16 protein-coding genes and 2 tRNA genes are annotated in these 17,068 nt (G+C 70.1%); 16 read left to right on the top strand and 2 right to left on the bottom strand.

What is annotated here, in order from left to right:
• Positions 1-35 precede the first annotated feature (35 nt).
• The 15 genes from D8M34_RS00935 (at position 36) to D8M34_RS01005 (ending at position 15,456) form a co-directional block, all read left to right on the top strand.
• Positions 36-791, top strand: coding sequence for a DUF4129 domain-containing protein (locus D8M34_RS00935; RefSeq protein ID WP_062766812.1), 756 nt, complete (start codon positions 36-38; stop codon positions 789-791).
• The gene (locus tag D8M34_RS00940; protein WP_231729463.1) at positions 788-1,258 is read left to right on the top strand and encodes a hypothetical protein; all 471 of its coding nucleotides are present in this window, start codon (positions 788-790) and stop codon (positions 1,256-1,258) included. The genes D8M34_RS00935 and D8M34_RS00940 overlap by 4 nt, the downstream gene beginning before the upstream one ends.
• On the top strand, positions 1,255-2,226 hold the full coding sequence (locus D8M34_RS00945) for an AAA family ATPase (RefSeq protein ID WP_062766806.1): 972 nt from the start codon (positions 1,255-1,257) through the stop codon (positions 2,224-2,226). The genes D8M34_RS00940 and D8M34_RS00945 overlap by 4 nt, the downstream gene beginning before the upstream one ends.
• On the top strand, positions 2,223-3,530 hold the full coding sequence (locus tag D8M34_RS00950) for a DUF58 domain-containing protein (protein WP_062766802.1): 1,308 nt from the start codon (positions 2,223-2,225) through the stop codon (positions 3,528-3,530). The genes D8M34_RS00945 and D8M34_RS00950 overlap by 4 nt, the downstream gene beginning before the upstream one ends.
• A complete protein-coding gene (locus D8M34_RS00955; RefSeq protein WP_025105032.1) occupies positions 3,527-4,102 on the top strand; it encodes a hypothetical protein in 576 nt (191 codons plus the stop codon). Before D8M34_RS00950 ends, D8M34_RS00955 begins: the two co-directional genes overlap by 4 nt.
• 9 nt (positions 4,103-4,111) lie before the next feature.
• Positions 4,112-7,000, top strand: a complete 2,889-nt coding sequence (gene uvrA, locus D8M34_RS00960) for an excinuclease ABC subunit UvrA (protein WP_062766799.1) — start codon at positions 4,112-4,114, stop codon at positions 6,998-7,000.
• Complete coding sequence (gene uvrC / locus D8M34_RS00965) at positions 7,000-8,904, top strand: excinuclease ABC subunit UvrC (RefSeq protein ID WP_062766796.1); 1,905 nt, start codon at positions 7,000-7,002, stop codon at positions 8,902-8,904. Before uvrA ends, uvrC begins: the two co-directional genes overlap by 1 nt.
• Before the next feature lie 35 nt (positions 8,905-8,939).
• Positions 8,940-9,812, top strand: a complete 873-nt coding sequence (gene rapZ, locus D8M34_RS00970; RefSeq protein ID WP_025105029.1) for an RNase adapter RapZ — start codon at positions 8,940-8,942, stop codon at positions 9,810-9,812.
• A 63-nt stretch (positions 9,813-9,875) separates the two neighbouring features.
• On the top strand, positions 9,876-10,853 hold the full coding sequence (gene whiA, locus D8M34_RS00975; protein WP_062766792.1) for a DNA-binding protein WhiA: 978 nt from the start codon (positions 9,876-9,878) through the stop codon (positions 10,851-10,853).
• Between the two features lie 161 nt (positions 10,854-11,014).
• Complete coding sequence (locus D8M34_RS00980) at positions 11,015-11,641, top strand: superoxide dismutase (protein ID WP_126892927.1); 627 nt, start codon at positions 11,015-11,017, stop codon at positions 11,639-11,641.
• 115 nt (positions 11,642-11,756) lie between these two features.
• Positions 11,757-12,767 carry a type I glyceraldehyde-3-phosphate dehydrogenase gene (gap, locus tag D8M34_RS00985; protein WP_025105026.1) on the top strand — a complete coding sequence of 337 codons (1,011 nt, stop codon included), beginning with the start codon at positions 11,757-11,759 and terminating at the stop codon, positions 12,765-12,767.
• Positions 12,768-12,777: 10 nt separating this feature from the next.
• Positions 12,778-13,992 (top strand): phosphoglycerate kinase, encoded by a 1,215-nt coding sequence (locus D8M34_RS00990; RefSeq protein ID WP_062766786.1) that lies wholly within the window; start codon positions 12,778-12,780, stop codon positions 13,990-13,992.
• A complete protein-coding gene (tpiA, locus tag D8M34_RS00995; protein WP_025105024.1) occupies positions 13,983-14,774 on the top strand; it encodes a triose-phosphate isomerase in 792 nt (263 codons plus the stop codon). The genes D8M34_RS00990 and tpiA overlap by 10 nt, the downstream gene beginning before the upstream one ends.
• An 80-nt stretch (positions 14,775-14,854) precedes the next feature.
• Positions 14,855-15,103 (top strand): preprotein translocase subunit SecG, encoded by a 249-nt coding sequence (secG, locus tag D8M34_RS01000; RefSeq protein ID WP_025105023.1) that lies wholly within the window; start codon positions 14,855-14,857, stop codon positions 15,101-15,103.
• Positions 15,103-15,456 (top strand): RNA polymerase-binding protein RbpA, encoded by a 354-nt coding sequence (locus D8M34_RS01005; RefSeq protein ID WP_025105022.1) that lies wholly within the window; start codon positions 15,103-15,105, stop codon positions 15,454-15,456. The genes secG and D8M34_RS01005 overlap by 1 nt, the downstream gene beginning before the upstream one ends.
• A 56-nt stretch (positions 15,457-15,512) precedes the next feature.
• Here the strand turns inward: D8M34_RS01005 and D8M34_RS18720 are convergent, their stop codons facing one another.
• A complete protein-coding gene (locus D8M34_RS18720; protein ID WP_153244973.1) occupies positions 15,513-16,742 on the bottom strand; it encodes a hypothetical protein in 1,230 nt (409 codons plus the stop codon).
• A gap of 71 nt (positions 16,743-16,813) precedes the next feature.
• A tRNA-Gly gene (locus D8M34_RS01015) sits at positions 16,814-16,887 on the bottom strand.
• Between the two features lie 94 nt (positions 16,888-16,981).
• On the opposite strand from D8M34_RS01015, the gene D8M34_RS01020 reads away from it, so the two are divergent.
• Positions 16,982-17,055: transfer RNA gene (locus D8M34_RS01020), tRNA-Pro, on the top strand.
• Positions 17,056-17,068 lie beyond the last annotated feature (13 nt).

Raw genomic sequence — 17,068 nt, forward strand, 5'->3', positions numbered from 1 at the left:
GGGGCCGTCTCGGGCCGCGCCCCTAGGGTGGAGGCATGTCGCGCCCAGAGCCTCCGGTCCGTGCACCGGAGGCCGTGCGCCGGTCAGGGGCGACCGCGCCGCTGCTCGGCCTCGCCGCGATCGCCGGACTGTTCGGGGTCCTCATGCTCGCTGCCGCGGGACAGGGCACCCCGCAGTTCTCGTCGTCCCGACCGGAGAGCACGCCGCCGCCCCCGGAGGACCTCGTCCTCCCGGTCCCGTCGACCACCGGGACACCACCGCACCCGGAGTCCTGGGGTGATTCCGCTCTCGCACAGATTCTCGGGGTGGTCTTCGGGGCGCTGCTGACGCTGGCCGTCCTCGCGCTCGTCCTCGTGGTCCTGCGTCAGCTCCTCCGCTTCCTCCGACGGCTGTGGCAGGCACGTCCGCTCGATCGTCGTGAGGTCGCCGCTGCCGCCGGGGAGGACGGTGGCAGCACTCCCGCGGTACCTCCGAACGAGGAGGCCATCCGCCGCGGGGTCTCCGCCGCGTTGCGCACCGTGACAGCGAGGCCCGATCCCGGTGATGCGATCGTCGCCGCGTGGGTCGGACTGGAGGAATCCGCCGCCGACGCCGGCCACGGTCGCGGAGCCGCCGAGACGCCGGCGGAGTTCACGGCCCGGGTGGTCGGTGCCCGCCGGAGCATCGCGGCCGACGTGCTCCGGCTCCAGGGGCTGTACGAGCGGGTCCGCTTCGGTGGGCTGGTCGCAGACGAGCAGGACCGACAGAGCGCCGTGGTCGCCCTCCGGGGCATCAAGGAGGGGTGGCGGTGAAGGGCATCGTCGTGACGGTGATCAGCGCCCTCATCGGGGCCGCTCTCTTCACCGTGCTCCTCGTGCTCGGAGTGCCTGCCGCCTTCGCCGTGGCCTGGACCCTCCTCCTGCTCGCGGTGGTCGCGGCCACCCGGCAGGTCTTCGTCGACGAGGCGATCGTGTGGCCGCCGGAGGCGCCGCGGGCGGAATCGCGCGGCTCGGACGTGTCGCGGATGGCCTGGGCGATCAACACCCGCACGGGCGTCGCCGGGCACGTCGTCGTGCGGCGCGTGCAGGGGGTCGTCAGGCGCCGCCTCGCCCATCGCGGCCTCGACCTCGACGATCCTGACGACCACCCACGCATCGACGCGATTCTGGGGGACGGCGTTCGAGCGTCCCTGCACGCGCGTGACGTGCAGCGTGCCGACATCGAGCGCGTCCTCGACGCCCTCGACCGCATCCCGACCGACACGGAGGAGACTTCATGACCAACGATGAGACCGCGCAGATCGCCGACGTCGGACGCCGCGTGCTCGCCGGCGTCCGGACAGCGGTGGTCGGGATGGACGAGCCTCTGACTCTGGCGCTCGCCACGATCCTTGCCGGGGGACATGTGCTCTTCGAGGACGTCCCCGGCCTCGGCAAGACGCTCGCCGCGCGGAGTCTGGCGGGGGCCCTCGGCCTGGACTTCCGTCGGCTGCAGTGCACTCCTGACATGCTTCCCGGCGACGTCACCGGCTCGTATGTGTACTCGCCCTCGACCGGAGAGTTCGCCTTCCGCCCCGGCCCCCTCTTCACGGGCCTGCTGCTCGCGGACGAGATCAACCGGACGACGCCGAAGACGCAGTCGGCGATGCTCGAGGCCATGGCCGAGCGCCAGGTGACGGTGGAGGGCAATCGATTCGCCCTCCCACGGCCCTTCCACGTGATCGCGACCTCGAACCCGATCGAGTACGAGGGGACGTACGCGCTGCCCGAAGCCCAGCTCGACCGGTTCATGGTGCGGCTCGCCGTGGGCTATCCCGGCGCTGAGGAGGAGGCGCGCATCATCCTCGACCGCGTCGAGCGGCAGAGCCCGGATGTCGAGGTCGCACCCGTTCTAGACGCGGAGGGCCTCCAGCGCCTCCAGGCCGCGGTCGAGCGCATCCACGTCGATCCCGACGTCGTGCGGTACGCCGTCGAACTCGCCCGCGCCACCCGCGAGGCGGCGACGGTAGCCGTGGGCGCGTCCCCGCGCGGCTCGCAGGCGCTCGTCCTCCTCGGCCGCGCGCTCGCCGCGCTGGACGGCCGGGCGTATGTGCGGCCGGACGACATCAAGCGCATCGCGGTGCCGGTCCTCGCTCACCGCCTGACGCTGACGCCGCAGGCCTGGGCGCAGGGCGTCGATCCGCGGACGGTGGTGGACGCGGCGCTGGCTCGGACGCCGGTGCCTCCGACGGTCGCGACGACGCCGTGACGGACGAGACGGCGACCGAGTCCACCGCCGCACTCACGTGGCGGCGCACGCCGGTCATCGCGCTCGGCATCGCCGGCGCCGCGATCCTCGCGGCGGTCGGGCTCGCCTCCTCGCGTCCGGACGTCGTCGCCCTCGGGCTGCCGCTGGCGCTGACCGCGGGCTGGGCGCTCCTCTCGCGCCCCCGTCCCGGACACGCACGCATCGCGCTGCGGGCCCAGGCCGTCGGCGACGGTGACCGCCCGGAGGTGCGGACTACCGTGGACGTGCTGCTGACGGCCGACGCCGTACAGGTCGCGGTGGATCAGGACGGGCGGCGCACCGGCCTCGCGGACGTACGGCCCGGCGCCGCGTGCGTCACGGCCCGCAGTGCTCTGCAGCACTCCGGTCCGAGCGAGCCGCTCGGCGTGACCGCGCGGGGATCCGACCTCGACGGTGCGTGGGTCACTGGGCTCCTTCCCCGGATGGCGGTCGTCTGGAACGCGCCCCCGCGCGGCGTGCGGATCAGCGCCCTCCCGGTGGCGCCGCGACTCACCGGACTCCACGGTGCCCATCCGGGCTCGCGCCCCGGTCAGGGTGGGGACTTCCGCGACATCCAGCCCTTCGTCCCGGGGGATGAGCTCCGGCGGGTGGACTGGCGGGCGACCGCGCGAGCCGCCCGTCGCCCCGGCGACCTGCTGGTGCGCAGGGACGATGCGCTGAGCGATTCCTCGGTGGTCATCGCGATCGACACCGCCGAAGACCTGGGTACCGTCGTCGCCGCGTGGGGGAGCGGCGACGCCGATCGCTCCGGGGTCACGTCGCTCGATCACGCGCGTGAGGCTGCCCTGGCGATCGCCACGGCCGCCATCGGCGTCGGGGACCGGGTCGCCTATCACGCGCTCTCCCCGGACGGGGTGTCGCTGCCGTCCGGTGGAGGAGTGCGGCACCTCGCCCGTCTCCGCCGCGCCATCGCGGCCACCGGCCTCGGCGCCGACCCCTCGTATCGTCGCTCGCCGGTGGTGCCGCCCGGCTCGATCGTCTTCGTGCTCTCGACGTTCGTCGACGGGGTCGCCGCGCGGCTGGCGACGAGCTGGCGTGCCGCGGGCCACGCCGTCGTGGCGGTCGACGTGCTCCCTGTGCCGGAGGCGACCCGCCTCACCAGGGAACAGCGGATCGCGCTTCGCACGCTGCTCGCCGAACGCGCCGACATCCTGACGGAGCTGGACCACGCGGGCGTCGAGGTGGTGCCGTGGTCGAGCGGAGCCGATGCGGCGATGCGGCTGGCGGCGCGTCGTCTCACGCGCCGGGGGACGGGGCGCCGATGAGTCGTTCCGTCCGCTCGTTCCGCACCGGCGCCGCGGTGCCGGGCATCGTCATCCGGCTCGCGATGGTCGCCGTGGCGGCCTGCGGGGCCCTGCTGCTCATCCCGTTCCCGCTGTGGCAGGGCATCGCGGTGCTCGCCGCGCTCGTCGCCGCCGCGATCCCGCGCAGCCTCGCCGCCTGGGTGGCGCTCGCGTGCCTGCCGTTCGGGGTGATACTCACGGAGCCGGATCCCGGCCGGACGGCGCTGGCGCTGCTGTGCGTGCACGCTCTGCACGTGTGCGCGTCGCTGAGTCTCGTGGTGCCGCCGTCCTCGCGTGTGGCCCTCCCGGTCCTGCTTCCGACCGCCGGCCGCTTCCTCACGGTCCAGCTGCTCACCCAGCCGGTCGCGTTCGGAGTCTGGCTGCTCACCGAGCGGGAGATCACCGGGACGACCGCGCTCCTGGCACCGGTCGCCGCGGCGATGCTGCTGGGTGGGGTCCTGCTCGCGGTCCGCGCTGCGAGACGGGCTGACGTGGCGGCCGCAGGAACCGGGGCGTTCGGCGTTCTCGGAGCCGATGTCCGTGGCCCCTCGTAGACTTGTTCGGTGCCCATCGTCCCCGTTGCTTCCCCAGGAAAACTCAGTGTCCGCGGCGCCCGCGTGCACAATCTCAAGAACGTCGACATCGACATCCCCCGCGACTCGCTGGTGGTCTTCACCGGCCTCTCCGGATCGGGGAAGTCGAGCCTCGCCTTCGACACGATCTTCGCCGAGGGGCAGCGTCGGTACGTCGAGTCGCTGAGCGCCTACGCGCGGCAGTTCCTCGGTCAGGTCGACCGGCCGGACGTCGATTTCATCGAGGGGCTGAGCCCGGCGGTGTCGATCGATCAGAAGTCGACGAACCGCAACCCCCGGTCCACGGTCGGCACGATCACCGAGATCTACGACTACATGCGTCTGCTCTGGGCGCGTATCGGCGTTCCGCACTGTCCGGTGTGCGGGGAGAAGATCCAGCGGCAGACCGTCCAGCAGATCGCCGACCAGCTCATGGAGCTCCCGGAGCGCACCCGCTACCAGGTGGTCGCGCCGATCGTCTCCCAGAAGAAGGGCGAGTTCGTCGACCTGTTCCGGGAGCTCGGGGCGAAGGGCTACTCGCGGGCGATCGTCGACGGCGAGCTCATCCAGCTGGCCGAGCCTCCGACGCTCAAGAAGAGCTACAAGCACGACATCGCGGTGGTCGTCGACCGCCTCGTCGCCTCGCCCGACATCCTCGGACGCGTGACCGACTCGGTGGAGACCGCTCTCGGTCTCGCCGGTGGGGTCGTGCAGATCAACTACGTGGACGGCGAGGGCGACGACGCCTGGCAGACGTTCTCGGAGAAGCTCGCGTGCCCGAACGGCCACGCGCTCACCCTCACCGAGATCGAGCCGCGCACGTTCTCCTTCAACGCGCCGTTCGGTGCCTGCCCCGCCTGCTCGGGCCTCGGCACCCGCATGTCGGTGGACGTCGATCTGATGCTCGGCGACGAAGACCTCTCGATCCGCGAGGGCGTCATCATCCCGTGGACCACGCAGGGCAAGGGGCTCTTCCAGTACTACGAGCGCCTGCTCGAAGGACTCTCCCGCGACCTCGACTTCTCCCTCGACACCCCGTGGCGCGAACTGCACTCCGACGTCAAGGAAGCAGTCCTGCGCGGAGAGAACTACAAGGTCACCGTCAAGTGGAGGAACCGCTACGGCCGTGAGATGCGCTACGCCTCCGGTTTCGAGGGCGTGGTGCCGTACATCGAGCGGCAGTACCTGCAGGCCGAGTCCGACACCCAGCGCAGCCGGTGGGGCGAGTACCTCCGCGAGGTCCCGTGCCCGGTCTGCAACGGCGACCGTCTCAAGCCCGAGGTGCTGGCCGTGCAGGTGCACGGTCACTCCATCGCCGAGGTCTCCCACCTGAGCCTGGCCGACGCCCGGGCCTTCATGGAGAAGCTGCACCTCACCGACCGCGAGGCCAAGATCGCCGCGCAGGTGCTCCGTGAGATCCGCCTGCGCCTCGACTTCCTCCTCCAGGTCGGTCTGTCCTACCTCAACCTCAGCCGTTCGGCCGGCTCGCTGTCGGGAGGCGAGGCCCAGCGCATCCGCCTCGCCACGCAGATCGGCTCCGGTCTCACCGGCGTGCTCTACGTCCTCGACGAACCGTCGATCGGACTGCACCAGCGCGACAACCGCCGGCTCATCGAGACGCTGCTCACGCTGCGCGACCTCGGGAACACCCTGATCGTCGTCGAGCACGACGAGGAGACCATCGAGGCCGCGGACTGGGTCGTCGACATCGGCCCGGGGGCCGGCGTGAACGGCGGTGCCGTGGTCCACTCCGGGCCCTACTCGGCGCTGCTCGCCGACACCGAATCGATGACCGGGGACTACCTCTCGGGCCGTCGGGAGATCCCGATGCCGGCGAAGCGCCGCAAGATCGACAAGAAGCGCATGCTCAGCGTCGTGGGCGCCCGCGCCAACAACCTCCGCAATGTCACGGCCGACTTCCCGCTCGGCGTGCTGACCGCGGTCACCGGCGTCAGCGGATCCGGGAAGTCGTCCCTCGTGAACGACATCCTGTATCAGGTGCTCGCGTCGCGGCTCAACGGGGCGCGGACGGTGCCGGGCAAGCACACGCGCGTGACCGGGCTCGACAACCTCGACAAGGTCGTGCACGTCGACCAGGCGCCGATCGGCCGCACCCCGCGATCGAACCCGGCGACCTACACCGGTGTCTTCGACCGCATCCGCACGCTCTTCAGCGAGACGCCCGAGGCGAAGGTCCGCGGCTATCAGCCGGGCCGGTTCAGCTTCAACGTCAAGGGCGGACGCTGCGAGGCGTGCTCGGGCGACGGCACGATCAAGATCGAGATGAACTTCCTCCCGGACGTGTACGTGGACTGCGAGGTGTGCCACGGCAAGCGGTACAACCGCGACACCCTCGCCGTGCACTACAAGGGCAAGAACATCGCCGAGGTGCTGGAGATGCCCATCGAGGAGGCGGCCGAGTTCTTCGAGCCGATCCAGGCCATCCACCGCTACATGAAGACCCTGGTCGACGTGGGGCTGGGATACGTGCGCCTCGGGCAGTCCGCGACGACGCTCTCCGGCGGTGAGGCGCAGCGCGTGAAGCTCGCGACCGAGCTCCAGCGCCGCAGCAACGGTCGGAGCATCTACGTGCTCGACGAGCCGACGACGGGTCTGCACTTCGAAGACGTGCGCAAGCTCCTCGAGGTGCTGAACGGTCTGGTCGACAAGGGCAACACGGTCATCGTGATCGAGCACAACCTCGACGTGATCAAGTCGGCCGACTGGGTGATCGACCTGGGTCCGGAGGGTGGTTCCGGCGGCGGCACGATCCTCGCCACCGGCACGCCGGAGCAGATCGCGCGGGTCGAGGAGAGCCACACCGGCCAGTTCCTCGCCGAGATCCTGGGTGAGGGGCGCTCCGCGCGGAAGGCCAGCTGATGGCCGACGTGCTGCCGTACAAGCCCCGGGCGGGCGAGATCCCGACCGACCCGGGGGTGTACCGGTTCCGCGATGCCAACGGCCGGGTGCTGTACGTCGGGAAGGCGAAGAACCTCCGTCAGCGGCTGTCGAACTACTTCGCTCCGCTGCGGACACTGCATGAGCGCACGCGCCGGATGGTGACGACGGCGGCGTCGGTGGAGTGGACCGTCGTGCCCACCGACGTCGACTCCCTCCAGCTCGAGTACATGTGGATCAAGGAGTTCGATCCGCCGTTCAACGTCAAGTACCGGGACGACAAGTCGTACCCGTTCATGGCGGTGACGCTCGGGGACGAGGCGCCGCGTGTGCTGGTCACCCGCAACCGGAAGATCCCCGGGGCCCGCTACTTCGGTCCGTACCCGAAGGTCTGGGCGGTGCACGAGACCATCGACCTGATGATCAAGGCGTTCCCGATCCGCACGTGCAGCGACGCCAGTTACAAGCGGGCGATGCAGACGGGGCGTCCGTGCTTCCCCGGGCAGATCGGCAAGTGCGGCGGGCCGTGTTCGATGACGGTGTCGATCGAGGAGCATCGCGCCATGGTCGACGACTTCGTCGCATTCATGGCGGGCGGTGACGAACGCTTCACCCGCGAGCTCACGCAGCGCATGCTCGCGGCGTCGGCGGCCATGGACTACGAGGCGGCCGCGAAATACCGTGACAAGCTCTCGGCGATCGAGGCCGTGCTCGGCAAGAGCGCCCTCGTGCTCCCGGCCGACGAGGACGCCGACCTGTTCGGCATCGCGGAGGACGAGCTCGCCGCCGCCGTGCAGCACTTCGTCATCCGCGGCGGACGCGTTCGAGGCGTCCGGGCCCTGACGATCGAGAAGGAGATCGACATCACGGGTGGGGAGCTCGTGGAGCAGGTCCTCCAGCAGGCGTACGGCGAGGCCCAGGACGTGCCGCGCCGCATCCTCGTCCCGGTGCTTCCCGACGACGCCTCCGAGCTGGAGGTGTGGCTGCGCGAGCGCCGGGGCCGGAAGGTCGAGATCGCCGTGGCGCATCGCGGCCAACGCGCCGACCTCATGCGCACGGCCACCCTGAACGCCCAGCAGGCGCTGATCAGGCACAAGACGCGTCGGACGAGCGACTACGTCGCGCGCACGCAGGCGCTCACCGATCTCCAGGAGGCGCTGGGGATGGAGGAGGCACCGCTCCGGATCGAGTGCTTCGACATCTCGCACCTCGGCGGCACCAACGTGGTGGCGTCCATGGTCGTGTTCGAGGACGGGCTGCCGCGCAAGGACCAGTACCGCACCTTCAACATCGCGGAGACCACCGACGACACCGACTCCATGTACCAGGTGCTGCGGCGACGGCTCGCCTACCTCGACCGCCCGGAAGAGCAGGAGACCGTCGACCCCACCACCGACGAGGTGGTGGCGGAAGACGTCGGCGAGGCGGGGGTGCGCCGGAAGCCCCGGTTCGCCTACCCGCCGCAGCTGCTGCTCGTGGACGGCGGTCAGCCGCAGGTCGAAGCCGCCGCGCGAGCACTGCGCGACGCCGGACACACGGAGATCGCGGTCTGCGGCATCGCCAAGCGTCTGGAGGAGATCTGGTTGCCGGGAGACGACTTCCCGGTCATCCTGCCGCGGACCAGCGAATCCCTCTACCTGCTCCAGCGTCTTCGCGACGAGGCGCATCGGTTCGCCATCACGCACCAGCGCAAGAAGCGCAAGAAGGACATCACCACGGTGCTCGCCGAGGTCCCTGGTCTCGGGGCCTCGCGGATCAAGGTCCTCCTCAAGCACTTCGGGTCGGTCACCGCGCTGCGTGCCGCGGAACCGCAGCAGATCCAGGAGGTCCAGGGGATCGGTCCGGTGCTCGCCCAGAACATCCATACGCACCTGTCCACTCGCTAGGCTGGGAGGCCGAGGGGGAGAAGGAGCAGTGAGCGATGTCTGACGGGGAACAGGGCGAATTCCTCATCGTCACCGGGATGTCCGGCGCGGGTCGGACCACGGTGGCGAACGCGCTGGAGGATCTCAGCTGGTACGTCGTCGACAACCTGCCGCCGCAGATCCTCCGACCGCTGCTCGATCTCACCGGCATGGGGGGCGACGCGCTGCCGAAGGTCGCGGCGGTGGTCGACGTGCGCGGCCGCAACCTCTTCGACGACTTCCCGGGTGTCGCTCGCGTGCTGCGCACCAGGGGATCCATCCGCGTGCTCTTCCTGGACGCCTCGGACGACGTCCTCGTCCGTCGCTTCGAGGCCGTACGGCGCCCGCATCCGCTTCAGGGCGACGGCACCCTCCTCGACGGCATCCGGACCGAGCGCGCCCGGCTCGCCCCGATCCGCGAGGCCGCGGATCTGGTGATCGACACCTCGGCGTTGAACATCCACCAGCTCGCGACCAAGGTCTCGGACATCTTCTCGGAGGAGGGCGAGGCGCGGCACCGGGTCACCCTGCTCAGCTTCGGCTTCAAGTACGGGCTGCCCACCGACGTCGACGTCGTGGCCGACATGCGCTTCCTCCCGAACCCGTATTGGAACGAGGACCTGCGCGGTCTCACCGGGCAGGACGAGACCGTGCGGGAGTACGTGCTCTCCCGGGACGGCGCGGAGGAGTTCCTCGACGCCTACGCGAAGGCTCTCGTGCCCGTCCTCGAGGGGTATCAGCGCGAGAACAAGAGCCACTCCACGATCGCCATCGGGTGCACGGGCGGCAAGCACCGTTCGGTCGCCATGTCCGAGGAGCTCGCCCGTCGACTGGCGGGAATCCCGGGCGTCGCGGTCAACGTCCGCCACCGTGACCTCGGCAGGGAATAGGCCCCCGAGCGAGTAAGCTGGAGGTTTGCGTCGCGACCCGGCGCGTGAACGTGAAGGAGTCTCGTGGCACTAACCACCGACGTCAAGGCTGAGCTCGTCAGCATCCGCAATGCACCCCCGACGGTGCGCGTCGCTGAGGTGACGGCCATCCTGCGGTTCGCCGGTGGTCTGCACTCCATCGCCGGCCGTGTGGCGGTGGAAGCGGAGGTCGATGCCGAGACCCTCGCCCGCCGTGTGGCCCGCGACCTCGCCGAGATCTACGGCGTCCGCCCGGAGATCGCCCAGGTGCAGTCGAGCACCGCCAACGACGGCGCCCGCTGGGCCGTCCGCGTCATCGCGCAGGGGGAGACCCTTGCCCGCCAGACCGGACTGCTCGACCAGCGTCGCCGCCCGGTCCGCGGACTGCCGAACCGCCTCACCACGGGATCCCGTGCGGAGATCGCCGGCCTCTGGCGCGGGGCCTTCCTCGCCGCGGGTTCGCTGAGCGAGCCGGGCCGCTCCGCGATGCTCGAGGTCGCCTGCCCGTCGTCCGAGGCCGCCATGGCGCTCGTGGGTGCCGCCCACCGCCTCGGTGTCGCCGCGAAGGCGCGCGAGGTCCGCGGGCTTCCCCGCGTCGTCGTGCGCGAGGGGGAGGCGATCCGCACCATCCTCAGCGAGATGGGCGCCCAGCGCACCGCTCTCGCGTGGGAGGAGCTGCGACAGCGCCGCGAGGTGCGCGCCGGCGTCAACCGTCTCGTCAACTTCGACGACGCGAACCTCCGCCGTTCCGCGCAGGCCGCCGTGGCGGCATGCGCCCGGGTCGAGCGCGCTCTCGAGATCCTGGCCGACGAGGTGCCCGACCACCTCCGTGTCGCCGGCGAGCTCCGCCTCGCACACCGCGACGCCAGTCTCGACGAGCTCGGTCACCACGCCAACCCTCCGCTCACGAAGGACGCGGTGGCCGGCCGCATCCGCCGCCTGCTGGCGATGGCGGACAAGCGCGCGCAGCAGGAGGGCATCCCGGGGACCGAGGCCGCCGTCCCCGCCGGTCTCGACGTCTGACTCGGGTGACGCCGCCCTGGACGGCGTGTCAACCCCCGGAAGGATCCGGACACCCGAGGCGTTGTCGTCAGTAGGATGAAAGTCGTCCGCTCTCCGTCGCACATCGGCGACGCGGAGCATCGGCAAGCGCCGCGGCGCGGCGCGGATTGGATGAATGCGATATGGCAACCTACACGCTCCCCGACCTTCCCTACGACTTCGCCGCTCTCGAGCCGCACATCAGCGGCAAGATCATGGAGCTGCACCACGACAAGCACCACGCGACCTACGTCGCGGGCGCCAACACCGCCCTGGAGCAGCTGGCCGAGGCCCGCGAGAGCGGCAACTTCGCGAACGTGAACAAGCTCGAGAAGGACCTCGCGTTCAACCTCGGCGGCCACGTCAACCACTCGATCTTCTGGACCAACCTCTCGCCGAACGGCGGCGGCCAGCCCGAGGGCGAGCTCAAGGCGGCCATCGACGAGTACTTCGGCTCCTTCGAGAAGTTCCAGGCGCACTTCACCGCCGCCGCCACCGGGATCCAGGGTTCCGGCTGGGCCGTCCTGAGCTGGGACTCGATCGGCTCGCGCCTCATCATCCAGCAGCTCTTCGACCAGCAGTCGAACACCGCGCAGGGCACCATCCCGCTGTTCCAGCTGGACATGTGGGAGCACGCCTTCTACCTCGACTACCTCAACGTGAAGGCCGACTACGTCAAGGCCGCGTGGAACATCGCCAACTGGGAGAACGTCGCCCAGCGCCTCGAGGTCGCCCGTCAGCAGACGAACGGCCTGCTGGTACTGTCGTAATCGGGTCGCGTCCCGGCGGGCCCACGGCTCGTCGGGGCGCCATCTCAGCCAAAAAACCCGCGCATGGCGCACGCTCGACGGCGGCGCTCGGCGCATGAGAAACAGGGAGACCTGAGTGTCTGTCAAGATCGGTATCAACGGCTTCGGCCGCATCGGACGCAACTACTTCCGCGCAGCTCTCGCGCAGGGAGCAGACCTTGAGATCGTCGCGGTCAACGACCTCACCGACAACAAGACCCTGGCACACCTGCTGAAGTACGACTCGGTCAGCGGCGTCCTCGACGCCGAGATCACGTACGACGACGACAGCATCACCGTCGACGGCAAGGAGATCAAGGCCTTCGCAGAGCGTGACCCCGCCAACCTCCCGTGGGGCGAGCTGGGCGTGGACATCGTCATCGAGTCGACCGGCTTCTTCACCAACGCCGACGCCGCGCGCAAGCACATCGACGCCGGTGCGAAGAAGGTCCTCATCTCGGCTCCGGCCACGGGTGACGACCGCACCATCGTCATGGGCGTGAACGAGGAGACGTACAACCCGGAGACGGACCACATCATCTCCAACGCCTCCTGCACCACGAACTGCCTCGCGCCGCTGGCCAAGGTGTTCAACGACGCCTTCGGCATCGACCGCGGCTTCATGATGACGGCCCACGCCTACACCGCCGACCAGAACCTGCAGGACGGTCCCCACAAGGACCTCCGCCGCGCCCGCGCCGCCGCGATCAACATCACGCCCGCCTCGACGGGTGCCGCGAAGGCCATCGGCCTCGTCCTCCCGGAGCTGAACGGCAAGCTCAGCGGTTCCTCCTACCGCGTGCCGGTCCCCACGGGCTCGATCGTCGACCTGACGCTCATCACGGACCGCGAGAACCTCACGGTGGACGAGGTCAACGAGGCCTACAAGAAGGCTGCGGCCGAGGGGCGTCTGGCCGGGTACCTGCAGTACAACGAGGACCCGATCGTGTCGAGCGACATCGTGCACAACCCGCACTCGTCGATCTTCGACTCGACGCTCACCAACGTCAGCGGCAACCTGATCAAGGTCTCGAGCTGGTACGACAACGAGTGGGGCTACTCCAACCGTCTCGTCGACCTGACCGAGTACGTCGCCGAGCGCATCTGAGCTCCGACACATGACTCTGCGCACCCTGGACTCACTGGGTTCGCTCGAGGGCAAGCGCGTCATCGTCCGTTGTGATCTGAACGTCCCCCTGCGGGACGGGGTCATCACGGACGATGGCCGTGTCCGCGCCTCGCTGCCGACCCTGAAGACCCTCATCGACACGGGCGCCCGCGTCGTCGTCTGCTCGCACCTCGGCCGCCCCGACGGCGCGCCCGACCCGCAGTACAGCCTCGAGCCGGTCGCCCAGCGACTGTCCGAGCTGCTCGGCGCCCCGGTCGCCTTCGCCGGCGACACCGTGGGCGAGGCCGCGAAGGACGCAGTGGCGTCCCTCGAGAACGGTCAGGTCGTCGTGATCGAGAACCTCCGGTTCAACCCGGGGGAGACGTCGAAGGACGACGCCGAGCGCGGTGCCTTCGCGGCGCAGCTCGCGGAGCTCGGCGACGTGCTCGTCTCCGACGGCTTCGGCGTCGTGCACCGCAAGCAGGCGAGCGTCTACGACCTCGCGAAGCTGCTGCCCTCGGCGGCGGGGCTCCTGATCGCGACCGAGCTCGATGTGCTCGATCGCCTCACGGAGAACCCGGAGCGGCCGTACGCGGTGGTGCTCGGCGGATCCAAGGTGAGCGACAAGCTCGGAGTCATCTCGCACCTGCTGCCGCGGGTGGACCGCATCCTCGTCGGTGGCGGCATGCTCTTCACCTTCCTGAAGGCACAGGGGCACGCCGTCGCGTCGAGTCTCCTCGAGGAGGACCAGCTCCAGACCGTGCGCGGCTACATCGCCGAGGCGGCCGAGCGCGGCGTGGAGCTCGTGCTCCCGACCGACGTGGTCGTCGCCGCCTCCTTCGGTGCGGACGCGGACCACGAGGTGGCCGCCGCGGACGCGATCGAGGAGACGGCATTCGGCTCGTCGGGCATCGGCCTCGACATCGGGCCGGAGACCGCCGCGCGCTTCGCCGAGGTCATCCGCGGATCGAAGACGGTGTTCTGGAACGGCCCGATGGGCGTGTTCGAGTTCCCGGCCTTCGCCGCGGGGACCAAGGCGGTCGCGCAGGCACTGACCGAGGTCGACGGCCTCAGCGTGGTCGGCGGCGGCGACTCCGCCGCAGCCGTCCGCCAGCTCGGGTTCACCGACGATCAGTTCGGGCACATCTCGACCGGCGGCGGCGCGAGCCTCGAATTCCTCGAGGGCAAGAAACTACCTGGGCTGGAGGTCCTCGGATGGGCGTGAGCTCCCGTACCCCGCTGATCGCGGGCAACTGGAAGATGAACCTGGATCACCTGCAGGCGGTGGCGTTCGTGCAGAAGCTGCACTGGACGCTGAAGGACGCCAAGCACGAGGACGGATCCGTGGAGGTGGCGGTCTTCCCGCCCTTCACCGACATCCGCAGCGTGCAGACGCTGATCGACGCGGACAAGATCCCGTTCGCGTTCGGTGCGCAGGACGTCTCGGCGCACGACTCCGGTGCGTACACCGGCGAGATCTCCGGGGCGTTCCTGGCGAAGCTCGACGCGAAGTACGTCATCATCGGACACTCCGAGCGTCGCGAGTACCACGCCGAGTCCGACGAGATCGTGGCCGGCAAGGTGAAGGCTGCGCTCAAGCACGGCCTCTCCCCGGTGATCTGCGTGGGCGAGACGGCGGAGGACCTGGAGAAGTTCGGTGCCAGCGCCGTTCCGGCCGGACAGCTCGAGGCCGCGCTCCAGGGCGTCTCCCCGTCGGCCGACATCGTCGTGGCGTATGAGCCCGTCTGGGCCATCGGATCGGGCCAGGCGGCCACCCCACAGCAGGCGCAGGACGTCTGCGCGGCGCTCCGCGGCGTGATCGCGAAGGTCCTCGGCGACGAGGCGGCGGCCCGCACCCGCATCCTCTACGGCGGATCGGTCAAGGCGGCGAACATCGCCAGCTTCATGCGCGAGCCTGACGTGGACGGCGCTCTGGTCGGCGGCGCGAGCCTCGTCGTCGACGAGTTCGCGGCGATCATCCGCTTCGAGAAGCACGTCGGCGTGTGAGTGCGGCGGGGCTCCGGCCCCGCTGCACCGTATACTTGACCGTTACGGGGGCGCTCCGGCCCCAGCGAAAGGCTCTTTCCGTGGCAATTCTCGAGTTCGTCCTGCAGGTCGTGCTGGGCATCACCAGCGTCCTGCTGACTCTCCTCATCCTCTTGCACAAGGGTCGCGGCGGCGGCCTGTCCGACATGTTCGGCGGCGGCATGACCACTGCGGTCGGCTCCTCCGGTCTCGCGGAGCGGAACCTGAACCGCTTCACCGTCGTCCTGGCGCTCACGTGGTTCATCGCCATCGTGGCGCTCGGCCTCATCACGAAGTTCGAGGTGATCTGATGGCTACCGGTGGAAACGCGATCCGCGGTACCCGTGTCGGTTCCGGTCCCATGGGGGAGCAGGACCACGGCTACCACGCCGACCGCATCGCGGTGTCGTACTGGGACGGTCTCGGCAACGAGACGGTCCGCTACTTCGCCGCCGGTCTCCCCGAGGAGGAGATCCCGGAGATCATCGACCACCCGCAGTCCGGCCTTCCGGCCGGGCGCGACAAGGAGAACCCTCCTGCCGTCGCCAAGGCCGAGCCGTACAAGACGCACCTGGCCTACGTGAAGGAGCGTCGCACGGACGAGGAGGCCGTCCAGCTCCTGGAGGACGCCCTCACCCAGCTTCGCGAGCGTCGGGGTCAGTGACCGCCGACTGAGCGAGAGGAGAAGCCGCCGTGGTGACCACGGCGGCTTCTTCCGTCTCAGCGGCAGCCGGCCGCCGCGTCGATGTAGTTCTGCGGGGGATACCCGTAGGCCCAGACCCCGTTGGCGTCGTCCGTGAAGCCCATGCTGATCGCCCAGGCCGTCGCCCACTTCTCGATGCTGTCCTGGGTGGACGAGTCGTACATGCCTTCGCACTTCACGCTGATGGCATGGCCCACCTCATGGGCGACGAGCGCGCGGCTGCGTTCGGCGGGCCACTGCTCCGCCACCGAGTCCGACAGCTGGATGACCGCGCGCCCCGGATCGTCCCACCACCAGGTGGTGTACCCGCCCATGCTGCCGTTGTCCCCGGCGCCGTTGACGAGCGGGGCCCAGTCGAATTCCAGCAGGACGCCGGGCGCGAGAGACCGCGCGAATGCCTCCACCTCGAGGCGGGCGTTCTGCAGCGGACCGGCCTTCTCCGCGAGCTCGGCGTTCTCCGCGGAGACGACCTCGGTGGCGGCCTGCTGCAGGGCGACATAGGCGGCCGCGGCCGCGTCGTCGACCTCGGTGACGGCGAGAGCGTCGGATGCGGCTCCGCGCAGAGCGATCACGGCGGCGTTGCGAGTGGACGGATGCGCGGTCTCGAAGGCGCCCGCGGCCTCGGCCGCGGCGGTGAGCACGGACACGCCGGTCGTCCGCACCGCGTCCACGCTCGCGGCGGCGGACGCGGAGGCGCTGTCCATCGACTCGGCGACGTCGCGCAGGATGCTCTGGTCCTCGGCGAGACGGCTCGTCGCGGCGAAGAGGTCCCAGAACCAGCCGGGTTTCGTCTCGTCGGCTGGGAGCCGCGTCGCGAGGACGTCCTCGGCCTCGCCGCCGGTGGTCTCGCCCTCCGCCACGGCGGAGTCCAGGGCCGCCCAGAGATCCTCCGGAACGGCGAGGGCAGGCGCGCCGGTGTCGATGATGACATGGCCGGCATCCGTCGCCGCGATCAGATCGGCGGTCCGCTGCCGGAGTTCCGTCTGCTGGGCGGTCACCGATCGAGTGGCGTCCTCGACCCCGCTGGCGGCCTCGTCGTACCCCTGGTTCGCGACGAGCTGCGTGATGCCGAGACCCGTCAACACCGCGACCGTGCCGACGGTGCCGGCGAGGACGCCCCTGAGCGATCGCCGGTCGCGCGGCGGCCGGGGGACGCCGGACGGCGAGGAGAGGACGGCCGGGAGGCGATGCCCACCCGGAGCCGGCACCATGGCGGTCGCGGCAACCGACGGCGGAGGGGCGGTCACGAGGCGCTCATCTCGGCAGGCCTTCCGGTCGGGAGCTGATCCTGTCAGCGTATTCGACCGAGGTGACAACGTGGAGGGGGTGACGGGAATCGAACCCGCGCAATCAGTTTGGAAGACTGAGACTCTACCATTGAGCTACACCCCCGGAACCGGAGTCCGGACTCCATCGATCATAGCGGACGGTCGGGCATGCTCCTGTCCGTTAGACTCGGTTGGGCTGAATCTGCGTGCGGATTCCCCGGGGCGTAGCTCAGCTTGGTAGAGCGCCCGCTTTGGGAGCGGGAGGTCGCAGGTTCAACTCCTGTCGCCCCGACTCGACCCCACGA

Source organism: Microbacterium sp. HSID17254, from assembly GCF_003989315.1.
GTDB lineage: Bacteria > Actinomycetota > Actinomycetes > Actinomycetales > Microbacteriaceae > Microbacterium.